This is a genomic window from Paenibacillus sp. PsM32, assembly GCF_030433815.1.
GTDB lineage: Bacteria > Bacillota > Bacilli > Paenibacillales > Paenibacillaceae > Saccharibacillus > Saccharibacillus kyungheensis.
Map to the genome: position 1 here is coordinate 158,349 of NZ_JARUWY010000004.1, position 22,565 is coordinate 180,913.

21 protein-coding genes and 1 riboswitch are annotated in these 22,565 nt (G+C 39.6%); of the genes, 17 read left to right on the forward strand and 4 right to left on the reverse strand.

All coding sequences use genetic code 11. The features are described 5' to 3' along the window. Positions 1-103 precede the first annotated feature (103 nt). The gene (locus tag QCD85_RS10775; RefSeq protein WP_301262702.1) at positions 104-868 is read left to right on the forward strand and encodes a sugar phosphate isomerase/epimerase family protein; all 765 of its coding nucleotides are present in this window, start codon (positions 104-106) and stop codon (positions 866-868) included. Positions 869-958: 90 nt separating this feature from the next. Here the strand turns inward: QCD85_RS10775 and QCD85_RS10780 are convergent, their stop codons facing one another. Then, positions 959-2,320, reverse strand: coding sequence for a hydroxysqualene dehydroxylase (locus QCD85_RS10780; RefSeq protein WP_301262589.1), 1,362 nt, complete (start codon positions 2,318-2,320; stop codon positions 959-961). Positions 2,321-2,456: 136 nt separating this feature from the next. Between QCD85_RS10780 and QCD85_RS10785 the strand changes: the two genes are divergently transcribed. From QCD85_RS10785 to QCD85_RS10795, 3 genes are all read left to right on the forward strand, one after another. After that, entirely contained in the window at positions 2,457-2,858 is a 402-nt protein-coding gene (locus tag QCD85_RS10785) for a GNAT family N-acetyltransferase (protein WP_273614172.1), read from the forward strand. A 163-nt stretch (positions 2,859-3,021) separates the two neighbouring features. Further along, positions 3,022-3,378 carry a nucleotide excision repair endonuclease gene (locus QCD85_RS10790; RefSeq protein WP_204825879.1) on the forward strand — a complete coding sequence of 119 codons (357 nt, stop codon included), beginning with the start codon at positions 3,022-3,024 and terminating at the stop codon, positions 3,376-3,378. 118 nt (positions 3,379-3,496) lie between these two features. Beyond that, on the forward strand, positions 3,497-4,369 hold the full coding sequence (locus QCD85_RS10795; RefSeq protein WP_301262590.1) for an Abi family protein: 873 nt from the start codon (positions 3,497-3,499) through the stop codon (positions 4,367-4,369). A 96-nt stretch (positions 4,370-4,465) separates the two neighbouring features. On the opposite strand, the gene rluF is transcribed toward QCD85_RS10795, so the two are convergent. Together rluF and QCD85_RS10805 are read right to left on the reverse strand one after the other, a co-directional pair. After that, the gene (rluF, locus tag QCD85_RS10800) at positions 4,466-5,173 is read right to left on the reverse strand and encodes a 23S rRNA pseudouridine(2604) synthase RluF (RefSeq protein WP_204825881.1); all 708 of its coding nucleotides are present in this window, start codon (positions 5,171-5,173) and stop codon (positions 4,466-4,468) included. 121 nt (positions 5,174-5,294) lie between these two features. After that, entirely contained in the window at positions 5,295-6,191 is an 897-nt protein-coding gene (locus tag QCD85_RS10805; protein ID WP_301262591.1) for a TIGR01777 family oxidoreductase, read from the reverse strand. A gap of 171 nt (positions 6,192-6,362) precedes the next feature. Beyond that, positions 6,363-6,466: riboswitch (TPP riboswitch) on the forward strand. 145 nt (positions 6,467-6,611) lie between these two features. Between QCD85_RS10805 and tenA the strand changes: the two genes are divergently transcribed. From tenA to QCD85_RS10825, 4 genes are read left to right on the forward strand one after another with little or no spacing between them, the layout of a single operon-like run. Continuing rightward, complete coding sequence (tenA, locus tag QCD85_RS10810) at positions 6,612-7,298, forward strand: thiaminase II (protein WP_301262592.1); 687 nt, start codon at positions 6,612-6,614, stop codon at positions 7,296-7,298. A 17-nt stretch (positions 7,299-7,315) separates the two neighbouring features. Further along, positions 7,316-7,912, forward strand: a complete 597-nt coding sequence (locus QCD85_RS10815) for an ECF transporter S component (RefSeq protein ID WP_301262703.1) — start codon at positions 7,316-7,318, stop codon at positions 7,910-7,912. Next, entirely contained in the window at positions 7,890-9,488 is a 1,599-nt protein-coding gene (locus QCD85_RS10820; RefSeq protein WP_301262704.1) for an ABC transporter ATP-binding protein, read from the forward strand. Before QCD85_RS10815 ends, QCD85_RS10820 begins: the two co-directional genes overlap by 23 nt. Beyond that, positions 9,485-10,225, forward strand: coding sequence for an energy-coupling factor transporter transmembrane component T family protein (locus tag QCD85_RS10825; protein ID WP_301262593.1), 741 nt, complete (start codon positions 9,485-9,487; stop codon positions 10,223-10,225). The genes QCD85_RS10820 and QCD85_RS10825 overlap by 4 nt, the downstream gene beginning before the upstream one ends. A 270-nt stretch (positions 10,226-10,495) precedes the next feature. On the opposite strand, the gene QCD85_RS10830 is transcribed toward QCD85_RS10825, so the two are convergent. Further along, a complete protein-coding gene (locus QCD85_RS10830) occupies positions 10,496-10,873 on the reverse strand; it encodes a nuclear transport factor 2 family protein (protein ID WP_273614166.1) in 378 nt (125 codons plus the stop codon). 170 nt (positions 10,874-11,043) lie between these two features. On the opposite strand from QCD85_RS10830, the gene QCD85_RS10835 reads away from it, so the two are divergent. From QCD85_RS10835 to QCD85_RS10875, 9 genes are all read left to right on the forward strand, one after another. Continuing rightward, positions 11,044-11,361: an ArsR/SmtB family transcription factor gene (locus QCD85_RS10835; RefSeq protein ID WP_273614165.1), complete on the forward strand. Its 318-nt coding sequence runs from the start codon at positions 11,044-11,046 to the stop codon at positions 11,359-11,361. 43 nt (positions 11,362-11,404) lie between these two features. Then, on the forward strand, positions 11,405-12,505 hold the full coding sequence (gene rlmN, locus QCD85_RS10840; protein WP_301262594.1) for a 23S rRNA (adenine(2503)-C(2))-methyltransferase RlmN: 1,101 nt from the start codon (positions 11,405-11,407) through the stop codon (positions 12,503-12,505). Between the two features lie 154 nt (positions 12,506-12,659). Further along, complete coding sequence (locus tag QCD85_RS10845; protein ID WP_301262595.1) at positions 12,660-14,477, forward strand: sensor histidine kinase; 1,818 nt, start codon at positions 12,660-12,662, stop codon at positions 14,475-14,477. After that, complete coding sequence (locus QCD85_RS10850; RefSeq protein WP_301262596.1) at positions 14,467-15,792, forward strand: response regulator transcription factor; 1,326 nt, start codon at positions 14,467-14,469, stop codon at positions 15,790-15,792. Before QCD85_RS10845 ends, QCD85_RS10850 begins: the two co-directional genes overlap by 11 nt. A 201-nt stretch (positions 15,793-15,993) precedes the next feature. Beyond that, a complete protein-coding gene (locus QCD85_RS10855; RefSeq protein WP_301262597.1) occupies positions 15,994-17,376 on the forward strand; it encodes a carbohydrate ABC transporter substrate-binding protein in 1,383 nt (460 codons plus the stop codon). A 60-nt stretch (positions 17,377-17,436) separates the two neighbouring features. Then, positions 17,437-18,321, forward strand: coding sequence for a carbohydrate ABC transporter permease (locus tag QCD85_RS10860; RefSeq protein ID WP_301262598.1), 885 nt, complete (start codon positions 17,437-17,439; stop codon positions 18,319-18,321). A 1-nt stretch (position 18,322) separates the two neighbouring features. Next, positions 18,323-19,216 carry a carbohydrate ABC transporter permease gene (locus QCD85_RS10865; RefSeq protein WP_273614159.1) on the forward strand — a complete coding sequence of 298 codons (894 nt, stop codon included), beginning with the start codon at positions 18,323-18,325 and terminating at the stop codon, positions 19,214-19,216. A 34-nt stretch (positions 19,217-19,250) separates the two neighbouring features. Next, positions 19,251-21,005: a glycoside hydrolase family 35 protein gene (locus QCD85_RS10870; protein WP_301262599.1), complete on the forward strand. Its 1,755-nt coding sequence runs from the start codon at positions 19,251-19,253 to the stop codon at positions 21,003-21,005. Positions 21,006-21,063: 58 nt separating this feature from the next. Next, positions 21,064-22,479 carry an alpha-L-fucosidase gene (locus QCD85_RS10875; protein WP_301262600.1) on the forward strand — a complete coding sequence of 472 codons (1,416 nt, stop codon included), beginning with the start codon at positions 21,064-21,066 and terminating at the stop codon, positions 22,477-22,479. Positions 22,480-22,565: the final 86 nt, after the last annotated feature.

Consider the following 22,565-nt stretch of genomic DNA (forward strand, 5'->3'; position numbering starts at 1 on the left):
ATATAATTACGCATCAAGGTTTATTTCATATATTGTAATATATAGATACATAGAAAACGATAGAGTAGATAGAGTGAAAAAAGGAGAGAGTACTGTGAATAATATGCGACTAAAAGGAAGCTTAGATCGATCAAGTCTAGATAACCGACTTGCGTATAACCCCGAGATTATCGAATTTTATTTGAGTGCGACAGATATGCAACAACCCGACTTGATTGTTGCTCGAATACGTGAGTTGAAAAATAGAGGAGTTACAGTATATTTACACCATCCATCCCGATATCAAAATACATTTTTAGATATTATGAGTACAAATATCGAGCTGCGCCGATTTTATCATGAATCAACACGCCAATTGGTTCAAATTTGTAAAGCAGAAGGTGCAAAGTGTGTGTTACATGCACATTATGTACGTAGTGAAAATGCAGAAGTTTCACGTGAACGTACAATCGCATTGCGAGAAGAAATTGCTGCTATTTTAGAATATGGACGTGAACAGATTGTCTGGGAAGATTCAACAGAAGGGCTATTTTGTTATTCCAATCCATACTTAATAGATGATCTTATTATTCCGTTAGATTTGCCGTTGAATGTTGATGTAAGCCATACCTTTATCGCTTTTCGAGGAGATAATCAGAAATTACGTGATGTGCTTGAACGTACTGCTCCATATGCGGTCTATTATCATCTGGTGGATAGTATGGGACAAGTTCATGATTCCTTGCCACTGGGTGAAGGTCTGATCGATTGGCAGATGGTGAAGCCTTTTGTAAAAGGCAAAGATTATATTTTTGAGATTAATCTAGTAGGCGATCACAGCGATTGTACACCGATGGTCGAGAGTGCCAAATATTTTACAGCTCTATAAGTATAATTATAAAAATTAGTGTTAGTAGAATATATAAAAATTAGCAATAAGATCTTGTCTTATGACAAGGTCTTATTGCTAATTTTATTCTTAAATGACTCTTCCTTTTAAAATACCGGTTGCTGCTCGTCTGCCTGAAATAGCTGCACCTTCCATAGTTGCAAGGAGCGGTTGATCAGTATAATCACCTGCAAGAAATAGTCCATCAATTGGAGTAATCTGCTTCGGACGTTTGTGTTCATTTCCTTTTGCCAGACGATAAAAGTTTTCTTTGCCCCGTATAATTCGATACTGTGTCATCGTATCTACATTAGGAAGATCAACATCGTGAAGTGATTTTTTGGTGATTTCCCATACTTCTTTATCCGGTAGATCAATTAATGTATCAGGATCAACCAGAATGATCGAAGCTCGTCCAGTTGGACGTTCAAATGTAGTTCGAGATTGTTCGCTGAACGAACCTAATTGTGTACCCGGGCCAAACATCGTATGATCGACGGCTGCTAATTTTTCTGTTGCTTCAAATTGAGCTGTAATATAAGGCATCGATTCTAATGATAAGAAATCTTGGAACCACTCATGTGCATGGAAATGTTCGGATAATAGCATCTGAGCACGACGGATATTTGTAGCAACAACTACTTGTTCGCCATAAATTTGAGAGCTATCTTCCAACTGCACACCAACGACTTTTTCATTATCATATAGTAAATGAGCTACCGTTTTATTTGTTAGCACCTGTCCACCACGTTCTTCGATCGCTTTGGCAAGAGGGCCTGTCATAACATCAGTCATTCCGCCTTTAAAAGCACCGATACGTACTTTGGCGATACGTGGCAGAGCTGGAGCAAATAGACCGAAAAACGCATACGCAGAATATTCTTCAATCGGTAAAAAGAAAATCCCAGATGATAATGGTTGAATCAATCGCTCAATCGCATCGGTAGATACACCATGCTGTTCAGCGTATTCTTTAATCGAAGATTGATCGAGTTTATCTGGCTTGCTGACATAATCTTTAAATCCGGCTGCAAAAAAAGGAATCAACGATGCTTTGTCTGCTGGAGAGATAAGATCGTTATTCCCAAGTGCACCTGCAATCGTTTTGAGAGGAGCTTTGAAAGGGTCTAATCCGAATGTACCCTGTGCTTCTGTATGACGAATATTGGTGGTCTCTTCCCAGTGCACCATATCGCTTATCGAAATACCTGCATTTTTCAAAATTTCAGGCAGGACAGTGTAGTAACCTAGAAATTTATGAAATCCAGATTCGACTGCCATGCCGTCTTCGACCCAGTTGGCTGTTCTTCCTCCGATATAAGGAGCTGCTTCAAGAACGATTACAGACTTGCCTTGGTCGGCTAATTCAAAAGCACAACATAGACCTGCCAGTCCTGCTCCAATAATTATTGTAGGTTCTACCGTAGTATCTTTTTGGTTATGTACCGCCATGTAATGTCACCAACCTTTTCCTCTTTTACTAAGATATTAACCATTAATAGAGAGCGTCAACTTTATTTGTATACATTCGTATGCAGTATAGGGATTATTTGTTATCATGTGAGATAAAAAAAGGAGTTGTACATACATGCAGATTGTTCATCGTATTCCAGCGATCGAAGAGTACTTAACGTTGCGTAAAGTATCCGGGCTGAGCGAAATGAGTGTCGAAGGCGCAAGTAAAGGATTACCGAATACCCTATTTGCTGTTGTGTTGGAAGAAGAAGGACAAGCAATCGGGATGGGACGGGTCGTAGGAGATGGCGGATTATTTTTTCATATTACCGATATCTGTGTGCGCCCAGAATATCAAGGCAAAGGTTACGGCAAAGCGATTATGCGTGAGATCACAACATACTTGGAAAAGAATATGTCTCTTCAATCTCATGCGGTACTATTCGCAGATCCGCCGGCAGACCAATTGTATGCACAGTATGGATTTACGTATACAGCACCTCATTCCTTAGGCATGTGGTGGAAAAAGGTATAGCATTTGCACAAATCATTTGCTGAAATAGAGTGATACCTCATCTATAACTAGCAAAATCATATAGAGATGCAGATCAGCAACGTGGTAAGATGAGAGTATTCGTAGTTTTGCAGTGTAAATTATGATAGGATGAACACCTATATAGAATGAGGAAGTGACCATATTGATTACTATAACAATCCCGACAGCGGATGTTACGATTACCAAACAAATTAACCCTGAGCTTAGCCATATTTACGGATTTACCGATTTTCATCTGATTTCGCGTGAAACAGGCGGTATCTTTATGTTCTATAACGAACAAGATGAATTACTATTTGTCGGTAAAGCACGTAAGCTTAGACCTCGTATCAAAAAGCATTTCGAAGATACCGTATCACCGATCAAAGATCACCGTGATGAAGTCACTAAGATTGAAGTCTGCTTGATCGACAACGCTATGGATCGTGAAATTTACGAGACGTACATTATCAATACACTTCATGCGAAATACAATGTAGAAAAAGTATTTTACAAGTAAATAGTGTTGATAGATATACGCTAATCCTTTATAATTAAGGTAACAGATCTCGCCACGCATACCTCAAGGTTGCGCACCAGGGCGAGACAATTTTTTTATATGGAGTTATTTACATACAATGAAAAGTATCCCTCACTCTGTTAAGCCTTCCAAAACTGTTGAAGAGCAATTAGATATTTTTAAATCAAGAGGATTAATTATTGGGAATGAAGAATGGGCGAAGAGTATACTTACCCATGTTAGTTACTATCGCTTAACTGCATATACTTTATCTCTAAAAAATGGAGATCAATTCAACAAAAATGTCACGTTCGAGAATATTTATCGTCTTTATGAGTTTGATCTAAAATTAAGATCTTTAGTAATGGAAGTTACTGAAGCTATTGAAATATCTATGCGTACACATATTTCTCTTACACTTTCCCAAAAATATGATGGCATTGGTTATATATATGCTGAAAACTTTATGGATTCAGATAAGCATGATAATTTTATCAAAGAATTAAATAGAACTCTTGAGCTGTCTAAAGATGTTTTTGTTAAGCATTATTATTCGAAATATGCTGGTGAGTTTCCTGTATGGGTAGCTATGGAAATTACTACTTTTGGAATGATATCTAAATTGTTCAAAAACTTGAAGAAGGAAGATAAAGACTACATAGGATATATGTATTATGGTGGTATAAAAGGGTTTTATGTAAGTAGTTGGCTACATTCGATTAGTAATCTTAGAAATATATGTGCTCATTATGGACGAGTGTATAATAGAAATTTTCCACATCCTCCTCAATTATTTAAAAAAGATAAGCCAAAAATTATAGATGATAAGAAAGTTTTTTCTGTTATTTTGATTATGAAATACTTCATCCCAAACAAAGATGTATGGAATGATTGGTTAGAAAAACTTAAAAGTTTACTTGATATGTATTCAGAAATAGATCGAACATTAATAGGATTTCCGCCAGATTGGTATACTGTTTTAAAAAAATAAAATAATAATTTAAGTGAAAGAGACCTCTTTTAATTAATCCGCTACCCTACATTCGGTAACAGATTATAAAAGAGGTTTTTTTACATTTTTGGTCTATTAGCGTTTTTTGGGCGTATATTCCAGATCGCGGAATAGGCGATTGAGTTCATCGGTCGTCAGGTCGCGCCATTTGCCTGTTGGTAGATTGCCCAGACGGATATTCATAATGCGTGTGCGACGCAGAGCGCGAACTTCGTAGCCCAGTGCAGAGCACATGCGGCGAATCTGGCGATTCAACCCTTGCGTCAAAATGATTTTGAATACATATTTGGATTGTTGAACGACCTGACAAGGTAACGTAACTGTATCTAGTATTTCTACACCGGAAGCCATTTGTTTGAGAAAAGAAGGTGTAATCGGTTGATCCACAGTGACGATATATTCTTTTTCATGCTTATTTTCAGCACGCAAAATTTCGTTAACGATATCGCCATCATTGGTCAGCATAATCAAGCCATCCGAATCTTTATCCAATCGTCCGACATGGAAAATACGCAGAGGATGATTGACAAAATCTACGATATTGCCCCGAATATGACGCTCGGTTGTACTGGTAATGCCTACCGGTTTGTTGAGCACAATATAGACATTTTCTTGTTCGACTTTGATCGGTTTGCCTTTGACCCGCACATCGTCGCCTTCTTCGACCTGACTGCCTAGCTCGGCAACCACACCATTGATTGTGACAATACCTTCATTGATCCATTTATCAGCACCCCGGCGGGATGTAATTCCAGATTCACTAATATATTTATTAATTCGCACGTATAAGCACACCTTTAACTCTAATTTTTGAGTAAGCTATTCAAGCCGTTACTCAAGTCTACCTCTACGATACCCTTTTTTGCTTTATTTTAAAAGTCATGTTCGTCTGTACGGTATGATGTTATGATTTTGTATGCAAAATATGGTGTAGTGCTTGTTCCAACCGTCCGTATTTGAACATAAATCCTTCTTTGATGAGACGATTAGGGATCACCCAACGGCTTTTAAGCACCAATTCGGGTTCCGTCCGAATCACTCTAGCCCCTAGATTAAGCATCCATGTAGACGCAGGTAGACCGCCTTTACGATGCATCACTTTGCGCATCGTTGCCATCAGTTCACGATTGGTCACCGGATTAGGAGACGTGCAGTTGAATACTCCTTCAAGCGATTCCCACTCTTGAATAAATAAAATAATCTGAAATAAATCTTCAACATGAATCCAGCTAAACATCTGCTTCCCTGACCCTTGATGACCGCCCAGCCCGAAGCGAACTAGATTTTTGAAAGGGGTCATCACACCACCACCGGGCCCTAATACGATAGCAATCCGTAGTGCGGCTTGACGGGTATGGGGAAGGCTAAAAGAGAAAAAAGCTTCTTCCCACGCTTTGGCAACATCTACCGAAAATCCGCTACCGATTTCGCCTTTGGTCTCGGTCATAGGGCGATCTTCTGCATGGCGATAAATGGTAGCTGTGCTGGAATTGATCCAAAGCGCAGGCGGATGTTCACAAGCCAGGATAGCGTTTCCAAGAATCTGGGTAGTTTCGATTCGAGAGTTCATAATTTCACGTTTATTTTGTTCGTTATAACGACAATTGACCGATTTACCCGCTAGATTAATCACCATTTCTGCTCCATCGAGAGCTTGAACAATTCCTTGATGATCATCCCATGCGATATGCGGCGATTGTCTGGAAATGATCTGCACTTCAATACCCAATGCTGCAAATCTTTTTTCCAAATACTGTCCGATAAATCCTGTGCCACCTGCCAATACCACTTTACGTGTCATCGAGATCAACTCAATTCTGTTTAGATAGTTAAATCTACGCGCAAATCCTTACTAATAATTATATTTTACACCATTTTATAACCCTATAACTGTTAAAAAAGGAAAGATTACTGAGGTTATAGCAGTTGACAGTCTGTTCAATCGTGTGTACAGTAAGATGCAAATGAATCGAATGACCACTAGGGGAGCCTTTGTGTAGGCTGAGACGGGAAGATCCCGGACCCTTGGAACCTGATCTAGTTCATACTAGCGTAGGAAAGTGGAGACTGTGCAAGGGTACCTGTACATATACGTACACCTATTCTGCCGCTCCATCACGGGGCGGCTTTTTTGCATGTATTTTTCCATATATTCCAGTAGTGGTCCTTCTTTATTAACCAAGCGTCGCTATCGATGCTTCAATCTAAGGAGGATACAGTTATGAGTTTTTCACAGGAAATTAGACAGGCCGCAGACCCTATTTTTGAAGCGATTTTTAATCATCCATTTGTACAAGGGATTGCCAAAGGTGATCTGCGTAGTGAGCAATTGATCCATTATGTAAAGCAAGATTTTGAGTATTTGAATTCTTTTATGCGTATCTATGGAACGGCGATTGCGAAATGCCCAACACGTGAAGATATGGCGATGTTTAACGAGCAGATTTCATTTGTGCTTCATAGTGAAATTCATCCTCATAATAACTTTTGCGAGGTGGCTGGCGTCAAGTATGAAGATTTGCAAGGATATGCGCTTTCTCCTTCTTCTCATCATTATATTCGTCATATGTTAACTGTGGCTCATGAAGGGGGTTTAGGCGATATTTTGGCGGTATTGTTGCCTTGCCCGTGGACGTATTGGGAGATTGGTGTGAAATTATTGGATGAAGTGAAGCCTGATGCCTCCCATCCTTTTTATGATTGGATTAACTTCTATGGCAATCGTACCGATACGATTACTCATCAATTCTGTGCTCGGTTGGATGAATGGGCAGAGCAGACGACACCTGCACATCGGGCGCGTATGAAAGAGCATTTTCTTCTAAGTTGTCAGTTTGAATATATGTTCTGGGATATGGCGTACACTCTGGAAGATTGGCCTGTGCCGATGGAGGTTGCACGCGTATGAGTTCCTCATCGATCTCTATGACATGGAAAATGAAAGAAGTGGTGTTGACTGTTATTCTGGCGGTGGCTTGTGGCGTTATTTATCTAGGATGGTCCACATTATGGATACCGATCTCTGCATTAGTGGGGCCTGTAGGTGCAGGATTTATGTTCGGTATCTGGATTATTGCAAGTCCGATTGTAGCTTATATTATTCGTAAGCCAGGGGCGGCATTGATCGCTGAAGTAGCGGCTGCGGCTGTAGAGCTGTTAACAGGTAGTCATTTTGGATTGTCTGCTTTATTGATCGGTGTTTTTCAAGGGATTGGAGCAGAGATTGCTTTTGCTCTATTTGGCTACAAACGTTATAACTTGATGACGTTAATGTTATCAGGAGCGCTGGCGGCAGTAGGTGGAGTATTGTATAACGTTATCGCTAATGGATTCGGCTATTACACCACACAAGTATTGCTGACTACTCTAGTTATTCAAGTGATCAGTGGAATGATTTTAGGTGGATGGTTAGCCAAAATTATTGTAGAAGCTTTGTGCAAAACAGGGGTACTGGATCAATACGAAATTATGAAAGTACGGCGGAAGAAGGGAAATGCGAATGGAATCGCTTCTAGGGTGTAAAGATCTGTCAGTACGTTTTTATCAGCGAGAAGAAAATGTATTAACAGATATTCATTTATCGATTTCACGTGGAGAAAAAGTATTGATTCTCGGGCCAAGTGGTAGTGGCAAGTCGACGCTATTGTCTGCATTGTCCGGTATTATTCCTGAACATGTAGAAGCTGAAGTGGAAGGCGAGATTCAGTTAGCTCCTCAATGTGGCGTGATGTTTCAAGACCCGGATTCGCAGTTCTGTATGCTTCATGTGGATGAAGAGATTGCTTTTAGCTTGGAAAATCGCTCTATTCCGCGTGCTCAGATGGACACTATGATAGATACAGTGATGAAGCAAGTCGGTCTGAATATAGATCGTCATACTGCTATTGAGACACTATCTGGAGGTATGAAGCAACGGCTAGCGCTAGCGTGTCTGTTAGCGCTTGAACCGGAAGTTCTTTTTTTCGATGAACCGACAGCGCAACTTGATCCGATCAGTCGCAAAGAAATCTTTCAATTGCTACATGGCTTAGCTGATCAGTACGGGCAGACGATGGTATTTGTAGAACATACATTAGATGGGTGTATTGAGTGGATGGATACAGTCATTTTAATGAATGCACAAGGGCGTATTATGGCTCAAGGCAAGCCAGCAGAGATGATCGAGCGGTATCGTGCAGAGATGGAAGAAGCTGGCATATGGCAACCTCAATTATTCCCGTATACATGGGAAGATGTACAAGATCATCCGTCTCATCCATTAGCGAAGCAGTTGCAACACACACTACAACAACGCCATACAGCTACACTACATGCAGATACAACAGACAATCATACACCTGATATCATAGTTACCGAACAACTGGAGATCGGGTATCGTCAAAAATCCGTTATGAGCGATATGAATATCTCGATTCAGTCAGGGAAATGGGTAGCGATTGTCGGAGCTAACGGAAGTGGGAAAAGTACATTTCTCAAAAGCTTAATTCGGTTAGAACGTATTCGTAGTGGTCAGCTTTCTTTTCACCATAAATTATTAAAAAAATGGAGTGATCGTGATCTGTATGAGCAAGCAGGATTTGTTTTTCAAAATCCTGAACTGCAATTTGTAACCGATACGGTGTTTGACGAGATCGCTTTTGGTGGACGACAACGGAATTGGTCAGAAGAGGAAGTAACCTCCAAAACGATACAATTGTTGCAAGAATTCGGCTTAGAAGCTTATCAAGATCAACATCCATTTACACTTAGTCTGGGGCAAAAAAGGCGCTTGAGTGTAGCGACTATGCTGTTATTCGATCAGTCGTTACTTCTATTAGATGAACCTACATTCGGGCAAGATGCTAAAACATCGGCTGAATTAATCAAGCGACTGCAACAACGGCAAGCTCAAGGAACAACGATTGTGATGGTCACTCATGATATGGATCTGGTCGATGAATACGCCGATACCGTGATTTTGTTTGATCAGGGCAAAGTAATCTACAATGGAGCGCCTTATCATCTCTTTGCTAATCCAGAACAGATCGGGGATCATGCGATTATCCCTCCACTTCATTACCGGTTGCTACAGCCACAGAAGGAGCGGAGTATTGTATGAAAAGCAATCATTCGTGGTTATCCACCTTGAATCCGACGATCAAGTTGGTGACTCATTTGTTAGTGATGTGCGTATTGATGGCAGTCACTGATCCTCGTATCACTTTAGCGATCTGGTTAGTAGCACTGGTGATTGGAATGACTTTGGGTGGTTGGCGGATTGCTTATTTGCTCAAACGATTATTGCCGTACACGATCTTTTTTGTAATGATTTTCTGGATGATGGCGGCATTTGGTAAAGGTGAGCATACCATCTGGCAATGGGGATGGTTCCATATTACTGAAGAAAGTCTGAATAATGGTCTAATGATCGCCCTGCGGATGCTTGGATTTGTTACGTATGGACTGCTGTTCACATCGACCACCGATCTTACTGCTATGATTATGAGTCTGGTTCATCAATGTAGATTATCGCCAAAGTGGGCTTATGGACTGTTAGCAGGATTTCGCTTTATCCCTTTGTTCCAGACAGAACTGGCTCAAATGAAATCGGCGCATAAGATTAGAGGGTATAAGCAGAAGAATAGCTGGAAATCTTTTATCCGTTATGCACTACCACTATTCACGCAAGGTATTCGCAAGTCTGAACGAATAGCGATAGCGATGGAAGCACGCGGATTCACAGGCACACGTCAGCGTACCTATTATCTGACTCCACAATTAGCAGGCAGAGATGGTTGGTATATGGGGTTATTGTTAATAGTCGTTCTAGGAATAACATTTATATTGAAAAAGTAGATCAAAAGAAGGAGCATCTTGTGAACGAAGATGCTCCTTTGCTTGTCTATATGCTGTTCATTTGCATGATGATGATCGCTTATGTACACTTATTATCATTACCAATAAAATCCAGATATAAATGAGGTGAATGATATGCATATCGTATGGAGTAATTTGTTGATTACGATGGGAATACTGATTGCTGTCGTAGCGGTACTGACATGGATTACGATTGTAGCAGTCAGATCCTATCGCAATAAACATAGAACTTAATCTACATACTTAGCATTAATACTTGCTAAAAGCGTCTTGATTCTCCTGTACATTTTCCAAAAATACAATCTTACCTTCTTCATTCACGCGAGCAATATCAATTCCTGTTTTGGCATAGACTGTTCCTTCACTCGACATGCCACATACTGCCCAGCGGGATTCGTAGGTTCCGTTGGTTTGCAGTTCCCACGGCTCATGCATATGTTTGATATCAATATTGTATTGATAGAATGTATCCATAAAGGTTTTGAACCCGTTACGTGTAGCTCCGTTCAGTACAATCTCTACATCTGGAATAAATAAATCCAACAATTGTTCCATCGCTTGTGGATCAGTACGTGAAGCATCGAATAAGCGGAAATAGTCGTTTAATGTTTGGATAGCTGTTGTCATTTGATAAGGCTCCTTTTTGGTAAAAAAACACAATCTTGCTCTCATTGTATTTAATAGTTTGATGAAATTCGAACTGTTAAAGTGTATCATACATCTAACATAATAAATAGTTCGACCAAAATCGTACTTTTCAATTGATAGTTGCTCCAATAAATGATAAGTTGAAGAGTATGAAAATATTAGAAGCTACCAGACCGACACCGATCAAGCTTGTCGATGTATTCAGCGCACTAAGTGATCCTGTGCGATTGAAAATACTACTGTGTCTTGCACATCATGGAGAAAAAAGTTGTGCAGGTTTTCAAATGAGTCATATTTCCAAATCCACCTTGTCTCATCATGTTAAAATATTACGCGAAACGGGATTAATCCAATTACGCATTGATGGCAGACAACATTTTTATCGTATTTGCCAAAGTGAACTAGACACTCAATTTCCTGGATTGTTAGCATCTATTCTTCAAACGGAAGAAAAAGATCTACTCTAATCTGTTTTTCCTCAAATTTAATAGCTTTGAAAGAAGGTATACCATGAATAAACCATCCATTTATGGATTAACATTAGATCAATTATCGTCATGGCTTGGTGAGCGTGGACACAAGAAATTCCGCGCCGGTCAGGTCTGGGATTATTTGTATCGTCAGCGTGTAACCGAATTTAATGAAATGAATGAAGTGAATCCGGCTTGTACCGCTTTGCTTGCTGAGCATTTTGCAATTCAGACATTAACCGAACATGTGAAGCAAGAATCTGCTGATGGCACAGTGAAATTTCTGTTCCGTTTGGAAGATGGCAACTTGATCGAAACGGTATTGATGCGTCAGAAGTACGGTCAATCGGTATGTGTAACCACTCAAGTAGGCTGTAATATCGGCTGTAGCTTTTGTGCCAGTGGTCTAATTAAGAAAAGTCGTGACCTCACCGCAGGTGAGATTGTGGAACAGATTATGAAAGTGCAATTTCATCTGGATGCAGCCGCGCAAGATCAATTGGTTACGCATATCGTAGTCATGGGAATCGGCGAACCATTTGATAATTTTGAAAATATGGTCGATTTCTTAAATATTGTGAAAGATCGCAAAGGTCTGGTAATTGCGCCCAAACGTATTACTGTCTCTACAAGTGGTCTGCCTGACAAAATCAGAGAATTTGCCGATAGTGATCTACAGGTGAATCTAGCTCTTTCTTTACATGCACCGAATAATGAACTGCGTACACGCATTATGAAAATTAATCGTGCTTATCCATTAGAGCAATTGATGTCTGCTGTAGAGTACTATTTAACCAAAACAAATCGCCGTATTATGCTAGAATACATTTTGCTACGCGATGTGAACGATCATCAAGAACATGCACAGCAATTGGCTGATCTAATCGCTCATATGAACAAGTCAGCTAGTGTGAATCTGATTCCATACAATCCGGTTGATGAGCATAGCCAGTATCAACGTAGTTCTCAAGAATCGATTATTACATTCTACGATACGTTGAAAAAGAATGGTGTGAACTGTACAGTTCGTCTGGAGCATGGAACAGATATTGATGCAGCTTGCGGACAATTGCGCAGTAAACAAATTAAAAAAGCAGCACAAGCGAAAAATGAAGACAATCCTGTTGTGGTTGGTTCATGATTCTAATGAATTGATAAAGTATGAAGATGAAATAAAGCAGGCTGTCGGTGAATTCCGGCAGTCTTTTTTGCAATATATCATCTTGATGTGATCTTGCAAGCGTTCTAATTTCTGCTATTATAGTATGAAAAATGATGCAAGAAGGTGTTCTGGTATGCCCTCTAACGCTAAATTGAAATGGTTCAAAAAATCCTCGTTCCTACTTCGTCATCTTTCGATCAAGCATCGCTTACTTATCGCTTTTCTCATTACTTCTCTTTTACCTGTCGTTATTGTCGCCTTTTACTCCAATCAAATCTATGAGACATCGACCACAACCAAGATCAGCGAGACGTCTACACAGACACTAGATGAATTAGCTCGCAATATTGCTAGAGAACTGGAACAATACGAGACATTAAGTGAAAATATTATTATTAACCCTTCGATTCAGACAGGGCTAGCCAATTACAATCAGTTAACCGATCTGGACAAAAATGTATTGCAAACGTTGATTCGCAAACAACTGGATCAGCAGATTTTCAGCTTTAGTAACCTTTCTAATGTCGTTATTATGACCAATACAGGCGCGGCTTTTTTCGATCTAGGATATCAATGGTATCCAGGTGATCAATTAAGTAAAGTGATGACTCAAACAGAAGGCGTTGCTCGTAATGCGTATTGGTCTTACCTTCGTTCTAATCGTGGTACGCCAACATTAGCCCTCACCCGCAAAATCTATTCCGAAAATGATCTAAATTCATCTCTAGGTTATATTGTTCTTTGTTTTGATGAAAAAAGTTTTGCCCGTAATCTATATCAGTCTGTCAATCTAGGAAAAGGTAGTAGTATCTACATAACCAATGATAATGGAATGGTGATTTCTTCGTTGAATCCAGCGATTGTACAAGGCAATATTTTTCACAAAGATATCATATCTAAAATGATCAGCGAACAACATCAAGGCAAATCTGAAGCATTTGAATCAACGATTTTGAATACAAAAATGCTGGTGACCAGTGCAGAGATTCAGATGGCAAATTGGCATATTATCGGCTTGATTCCTCATTCTTTTATCGTGTCAGAACTTACCGGATTACGAAATCATATTATTGCGTTATGTCTATTGACGTTACTATTGTCTGCTATCGTATCTATGTGGATATATTTTAGTATTAGTTCGCCGATGCGTTCGCTTTTATTATTTGCCAAACGGGTAGATCGTGGGAAGTTAGACGGAATGCCTCAACAAGGGCCTTATCCAGATGAAATGCAGCAATTAACATCAACTATCTACAACATGGTAGATAGACTCAAACAATTGATCGTGCAGATCCAGACCGAACAGCAAGCGAAAAGGGAAGCAGAACTCAAAATGCTACAAGCTCAGATTAATCCTCACTTTTTATTTAATACATTAAATTCGTTGAAATGGAGTGCAATGCTCAGTGGCAATGCTTCGCTAACACAAGGGATTGGCTCATTATCTGAACTGCTTCACAATACGATTCTAGTAAAAGAAGAAATGATCCCGTTAGCAAAAGAAATTGAAAATGTACAACATTATGCAAATATTCAGCGTATTCGTTATGGTGATTCATTTCATCTGGAAGTGCAGTTACACGAAGACACCGCTACATGGATGGTACCCAAATTTATTTTACAGCCGATTGTCGAAAATTCGATCTTGCATGCTGGAGCAGATGAACATGCTAAAGTAAATATTCGAATAGAAGCCAGTCTGTCTGATCAAGGAATACAGATTCTTATCTGCGACAATGGCAAAGGATTTGACCAGACTGAACAACGTCAACAGACAGCGTTATATCGCTCATTATCTGGAATAGGTATTACAAATGTACATGAACGAATCAGGCTTCATTATGGAGAACCTTATGGTCTAATCACACATAGTAGAATTAATTATGGAACAACGACTGAGATTATATTACCTAAGCGAGATCGTACAAAGGAGGACAAAAATGATGTATAAAGTGTTGATTGTTGATGATGAGTTGATTGTTCGTCATGCTGTAAAAACGCTGATTCATTGGGAAGGCAGTCGATTTGAATATGCGGGGTCATGTTCGAATGGACGTACTGCGCTTGAACTTATCGCACAGACTGATATTGATATTGTGATTACCGATATCAAGATGCCTGATATGGATGGGATAGCGCTTATTAAGCAATTACGAGCTGATCAGTATCATGGAGAGATCTTAGTATTGAGCAACTACAATGATTTTGAATTGGTACGTGAAGCACTCAAGCATAGTGCACATGATTATATGCTCAAATTAACATTGCAGACAGATAACTTTATGCAAGTGCTTGAAGAAATGGCTGCTAAAATAGATCAAAAAGAACCCGTACTCCAAAAAAATACATCTCTCAGTATCGCTGACCCTGTAGAATATAGTGATTTTCAGCAGCAATTATTGGAGATATGCGGTATAGATCATTCCGCTATCCAGTTACTTCAACGTGCAGAGATCAATACACAATCATCTACATCTTCAGACTCTTCTTATCGTCCATTGGATATCGAGCGACAACTCCTCTTTTTATTTGCAGTCAATATCGAACAAGCTAATGCTAACGACAATCTATTGAATGCAGCTCAACGCTTAAAATCAGCTTTATCGGGATTGTCAGATGAACTTTTTTCCAATAGTCATCATGTAATGTTAGCTGAACTGAACAATCATCAATTTATTGTAGGCGTAACTTGTGAAAAAAGTTCTTCGTTAATATCTGCGAATCCATCCTCTTGGAGTGAAACAATAGCGCAACGGCTGATCAGTTTATCCAACATGTATTACAATATTCCTTTACAGATTGTGTATACGATAGGAGCAAGTAATGAGCATGAACTCAGACAACATATCCAGTACTGTCTGAATATCGAAGAATCCCCTCTACCTTTAGCAATAAAGCCAACACCCCATAGATTAAGTCCATCTCATTCCGATCATAAAGTGATGATTCGGCCAGAAGTACAAAAAGTGATCGATTATTTGCAGACTCATTATGCAGAGCGTATTCATTTATCTGAAATTGCGGCTTATGTGAATCTGTCTGAACCTTATTTGTGTCAGGTATTTAAAGTAGAAATAGGACAAAGTATTCTAACATATCTAAACGATATTCGAATGAATCATGCGTATCAAATGCTATCCTCAGGACAATGGCTGGTCAAACAGGTAGCGTTAGAAGTAGGTATTCATGATCCATTTTATTTCAATCGCTTGTTTAAAAAACGTTATGGAATCTCACCTAAACAGATAAAACCTGTCTTATCATGATAGATAAAAATAAAAAAACTAGATGATTTTATGTATGATCATAAAATTGTCTAGTTTTTTGTTCATCGTATATAAAAAAACTAAAAATCATCTATAAGGTTTACCTTTATTGTACATTTTACTATCATCAGAACCCTTCTATACTGAATACATGCAGCGTCGCTTCTATCCAGAAGCTCATTATATAAATGGGGTGAATGTATGAAGGGGATCAAAACATTAAATATGTTAAGTGCAGTTGTATTGTCATTTTCGTTGTTGGCTGGATGTGGGGGTAATGCAAGCAGTACAGATAAAAGCACTCAAGCAGCCAATAGCCAATTTGCTGATCCAGACCTCAATATCGCTGTTTTTCAAGGAGGATATGGACGGGAATACTGGGATACGATTGCAGAAGACTTTATGAAAGATTATCCGGGAACCAAGATCAATATTACCGCCAGTCCCAAGATCGCTGAATTGATTCGCCCCAAAATTGTAGCCGGTAATCCGCCAGATTTAATGTATATTGCAGGCAGTGATAATACATCGTTGCTAGATGGTCTGGTCAAAGACCATGCTTTACTAGATTTAACCGATGTGTTTGATAGCACGCCAAAAGGAGAAACACAGCCGCTCAAAAATAAAATTCTACTCGGTGCTTTAGAATCCAGAGCGATGGCTCCTTATGGAGATGGCAAAGTGTATGCTGCCCCGTTTAACTTTGGTGTAATGGGATTGTGGTATAACAAAACTCTTTTTAAACAAAAAGGAATTGAAGTTCCAAAAACATGGGATGAATTATTAGCACTCAATACAACAGCACAACAAAATAATAGAGCGCTATTTACGTATCAAGGGTTATATCCAGGTTATCTGGAAGAAATCATTGTACCTTCGATCTATAGTGTGAGTAAGCAGAAGGGATTAACTGATTTTTTTGATTACAATCCTACATTTTGGACAAGTGACACATTCCGTCAGGTATGGGGTGTACTGGAAAAGATCGCTACCGAAGATAACGGATTGATGAAAGGTACAGTCGCTTTGAATCATACACAAGCACAGACTGAATTTATGCAAGGTCATGCGATGTTTATTCCGAATGGCACATGGTTTGAAGATGAAATGAAAGATGCTCCGCGTGAAGAAGGATTTGAGTTCGGATTTCTAGGCGTACCTGCTTTTAAAAAAGGTGATCCGGTTACAGCGATGACCAGTGTAGAGCAGATCGTTATTCCAGCCAAAGCCAAAAATCCAGAATTAGCTAAAGCCTTTTTATCGTATCTGTATACTGATAAAAGTGTAAAACTCAATGCTGAAAAATCGAAAGGAATCCTTGCTGTTAAAGGAGCACCCGATCTGGTCAAAGAGTATATTTCTGATACGACTTACAATGTCTACAAAACAGTCGATAGCGGTATGGTAGCAATAAACGGTTCGTTTAAATCGGTAGCTAAAGGTAGCAAATACAATCCAAGCGAAGAAGTGTATAATCCGATTTCTTCATTGATGAATAAGCAGATGACATTAGATCAATATAGTGCGCAAATGACCAAATTATATACTGAACTGAATCAAGAGTTAGCGAATAATACACCATAAGTAAAAACTAAGGAGGGCGATAACATCGTCCTCTTTGATCGAAAGGAGTCTTCGCATCCTATGAAAATGAAGACAAGACGGCGCTGGTTTTTATTATTTTGTTTGTTGCCCGGACTTTTATTGCTTACGTTGTTTAAGTTGTATCCTACGGTCGAAGTATTCCAGAAATCTTTTTACTTATGGACAGGTATCGGAGATGAGCCGAAATGGGTAGGGCTACAAAACTTTATCGACTTATTCAATGATGATGTATTTTTGTTATCGTTACGCAATACCGGATTTTTGATGTTAGTGGTACCTGTGTTGACGTTATTTATCGCATTGATTAATGCATCGATTCTAACACGTTCCAAATTGAAAGAACGTGGACTTTATCGCACTTTATTTTTCTTTCCCAGTATTTTATCTTTTGTCGTCATTGCTATTCTATGGTCGTTTATTTATCATCCGACGATTGGATTTCTCAATTCAGGGCTTGATTTCATCGGATTAAGTAGCTGGGCGCTTCCGTGGTTAGGCGATGAACGGACAGTATTGTGGGCGTTAGCAATCACGATGATCTGGCAAGCGGTTGGTTATTATATGGTGATGTATATGGCAGGAATTGATAGTATATCTCCTGATTTGTATGAAGCGGCAGGTATAGATGGAGCTACCCCAATTCAGCAGTTTATCCATATTACGATTCCGATGTTATGGGAAATTATTCGAATTACGATTATCTTCAGTATTAACGGTGTGCTTACAATTAGCTTTATTATCGTATCGATCATGACAGGCGGAGGGCCAAATCGTCATTCCGAAGTGATTATGACGTATCTGTACAGTCAGGCTTTTTCCAATTCGAATTTTGGCTATGCGATGGCGATCGGTGTATTTGTGTTTGTAATGTCGTTTTTGTTAGCGATTTTAAGCAACCGTTTAACACGAAGGGAGGCATCTTAACATGTCGATGACAGCCAACTTTGAAAGCGGGAGCACAAAGCCTAAGGTTAGTGTATCCAAAACACCACTGCGCTGGGTAGGTCATATCGTGTTACGTATTTTTTTGATCATACAGGCATTAATCGTCGTTTATCCTTTGATCTGGAATGTATTAGCTTCGTTCAAAACAAATACAGAAGTGATGGAAAGTCCGTGGAGCTTACCAAAGACATTGAACTGGGAAAATTATGTGAATGCTTTTACTACCGCTCGTATTGGCGATTATATGCTGAATTCGGTATTAGTGGTTGCGATGTCGATGGTTATTTTGTTAGCGGTAGCTTTACCGACAGCCTATGCGTTAGGTAGAATGCAATTTAGAGGCAGAGGATTGATTACCAATCTGTATATGGCAGGGTTGTTTATCGGAGGTGCGTATATTATTGTACCGCTATTTATTCTGATGAATAATCTACATATGCTGGACAATCGCTTCTGGCTAAGTGCAGTCTATGCGACAGGTAGCCTTTCTTTTTCTGTCTATCTGATGATTGGATTTATGAAGTCGATTCCACAAGATTTTGAAGAAGCGGCGCTGATTGATGGAGCAGGATATATGAATATTTTGTTCCGTATTATTTTACCGATTACACGTCCTGCGATTGTCACTTTGGTGGTATTCGGCTTTTTTGACTTCTGGAATGAATATGTACTGGCATTAACATTAGTCACAAGTGATGAGAAAAAAACGATTCCGATCGGGCTGGCTAATCTGATGCAGATTCAACAATATGCGACAGATTGGGGTTCTCTGTTTGCAGGATTAGTAATTGTATTGATTCCTACCGTCATTGTCTATGCATTATTGCAGAAAAGATTAACCGAAGGCATGATGATGGGCGGGGTCAAAGGTTGATCGAAGTAGATCAGATCATAGGGAGGAAGCGCTGTTGAACACTTTTGAAGTTGTTGGCAATGACTTTGTCTATAACGGTCAGCCGATTCGTCTGCTGTCTGGTGCAATACATTATTTTCGCATTGTGCCTGAATACTGGGAAGATCGGTTGCTCAAGTTAAAAGCTCTCGGCTTAAATACAGTGGAGACGTATATTCCATGGAATCTGCATGAACCACAAGAAGGTGTTTTTGATTTTACAGGTATCGCAGATGTAGTAGCCTTTATTCAACTAGCCGGATCATTAGGATTGCATGTGATTGTTAGACCCAGCCCTTATATTTGTGCCGAATGGGAATTTGGAGGATTGCCTGCATGGTTGCTTGCTGATCAGAATATGCGACTACGTAGTTATGATGTATCTTATCTGGATAAAGTAGATGCTTATTATGATGTGTTATTACCGCTTCTTCAACCTTTGTTATGTACCAAAGGTGGACCGATTATAGCGATGCAGATCGAAAATGAGTACGGAAGTTATGGCAACGATACAGCATATCTTCAATACATTCAAGAAGCAATGGTGATACGGGGAATGGATGTATTGTTGTTCACTTCAGATGGACCGGAAGACTTTATGTTGCAGGGTGGGATGGTTCCTGGTGTACTAGCGACTGTTAATTTTGGATCGAATGCAACGTCTGCTTTTGCTAAGCTCAAGCAGTATCAACCGGATGCTCCACTTATGGTGATGGAGTTCTGGGATGGTTGGTTTGATCATTGGATGGAACCTCATCAGACCCGTTCAGCACAAGATACAGCAGAGACTGTTGATGACATTATGCGATATGAACAAGCTTCACTCAACTTCTATATGTTCCACGGAGGAACAAACTTTGGCTTTTACAATGGAGCCAATCATATTAAGCAGTATGAACCAACTGTAGGAAGTTATGATTATGGAGCTTTATTAAATGAACAGGGACAGCCAACAGACAAATTTTTTGCGGTTCGAGAAGTGCTTGGTGAATATATAGATTTACCTGCATTGGAATTACCTGTACCGATCCCGACTGCTAATTATGGCACTGTAACTTTACATGAATATAGTCCTTTATTTCAGAATCTAGATGTGCTAACTACAGCGATTCATTCTTCTTCACCTGAACCGATGGAAAAGCTAGGGCAAGCGTATGGCTTTATTTTATATTCCACTATAGTCAAAGGGCCACGAACCGAAATGGAACTTATTCTTCAACAGGTAAGTGATCGGGCTATCGTATATGTAGATGAAACATATCAAGGGATTATCGAGCGCTGGACCCCGTCTAATCTTCCTTTAGAAGTACCGGAACAAGGTATACGTTTAGATATTCTAGTCGAAAATATGGGACGTATTAATTATGGCCCTTACTTACGCGATCCTAAAGGGATTACGGAAGGTGCACGGCATGGCAATGCGTTTCTATATGACTGGACGATCTATCCATTACCGCTACATTCGCTCAGCGACCTTATCTATACGCAGACAGAGACGCTATCAGCCCCACTTGATCAACCAGCTTTTTACCGTGGCATATTTCATGTACAATCTCCAGTCGATACATTTCTAAGAGTAGATGGTTGGGTCAAAGGGGTAGTGTTTTTAAATGGATTTAATCTAGGTCGATACTGGCAAGTAGGGCCGCAGAAAACACTATATATTCCTGCGCCATTGTTGAAGCAAGGCGATAATGAGTTAATCCTGTTCGAATTACATGGATACAAGCAATTGCAAGTACAGTTGGTGGATACTGCTGATCTAGGCTAGTAAAAAAAGATAACAGATTCGATATAGCATACTGATGATACGAAAGGAAGAACCACATATGGTGATTTCGATTGAACAAGCGGCTCATATCTATCCATCTGCCAGACAATTAGCCTGGCAAAAGTTAGAATTTTATAGCTTTATTCATTTTTCGATGAATACATTTACCGATAGGGAATGGGGAATGGGTGATGAGTCACCTGCGTTATTTAATCCAGAGCAATTGGATGCAGAGCAATGGGTAGATGCTTGTCAGGCGGCAGGCATGAAAGGACTTATTCTAACGTGCAAGCATCATGATGGATTTTGCTTGTGGCCCAGTCAATATACAGACCATTCGGTACAGAGTAGTCCGTGGCGCAATGGACAAGGAGATCTGGTCAAAGAAGTATCCGAAGCTTGCCGCAAAGCAGGTCTGAAATTCGGGATTTACCTTTCTCCATGGGATCGTTATGAACCTACATATGGAGATTCTGAAGCCTACAACGATTATTTTGTACATCAGCTTGAAGAACTGTTAACTGGATATGGTGAATTATTTAGCGTATGGTTTGATGGGGCTTGTGGAGAAGGCAAGCAAGGGAAAAAGCAAGTGTATGATTGGGATCGCTATTACGCAGTTATTCGCAGACTTCAACCACAAGCGGTGATTTCAGTATGTGGCCCCGATGTACGCTGGTGTGGTAATGAAGCAGGGCATACCCGTTCTTCTGAATGGAGTGTTGTACCTGCAAGCATGCAGGATAACGAAAAGATACAAGCCAACTCACAAACTGAAGATAATGGAGAATTTGCTACATTGGTGCGTTCGGATCAAGACGATCTAGGTAGTCGCCATATGATTGCCGAAACAGAGCATTTGATCTGGTATCCTGCAGAAGTTAATACATCGATTCGCCCGGGCTGGTTTTATCATTCGGCTGAAGATAATCAGGTCAAAACATCCACAGAACTTATGGAATTATATGAAAGAATAGTAGGTGGGAATGCTTGCTTTTTGCTAAATATACCGCCTGATCGTAGAGGGTTAATTCATGAACAAGATGTGTATGAGTTGCAACAACTAGGGGGGAAGATAAAGAATTATTATCAATACAATCTAGCTGAACATGCTCTAATTCAAGCATCTGATTCAGATCCAGAGCATCCTGCTCCTCTCGCTATCGATCTCGCGGAAGAGACGTATTGGTGTACTCCCTATGGAACAGAGCAAGCTGAGATCGAACTGGATCTGGGAACAATCCAGACATTTCATCGAATCGTATTAATGGAACATATTGAGTCAGGGCAACGTATCGAATCTTTTACGATTTCTTATCAGGATTGTCATCAACAATGGATCGAATGTTATCATGGTTCTATTGTCGGATATAAGCATATTTGTCGTTTTTCAGATATTAGTGCACAGTATATTCGAATATCTATTGTCGAATCGCGTTATTGTCCAACATTACAATCGATAGAAGTGTATTAATCAACTAGACAGCTATCGAACGAGATTATATGATAAAACCAGATATTTCGTAGCATATGACTGCGAATGATCTGGTTTTTTGCTTT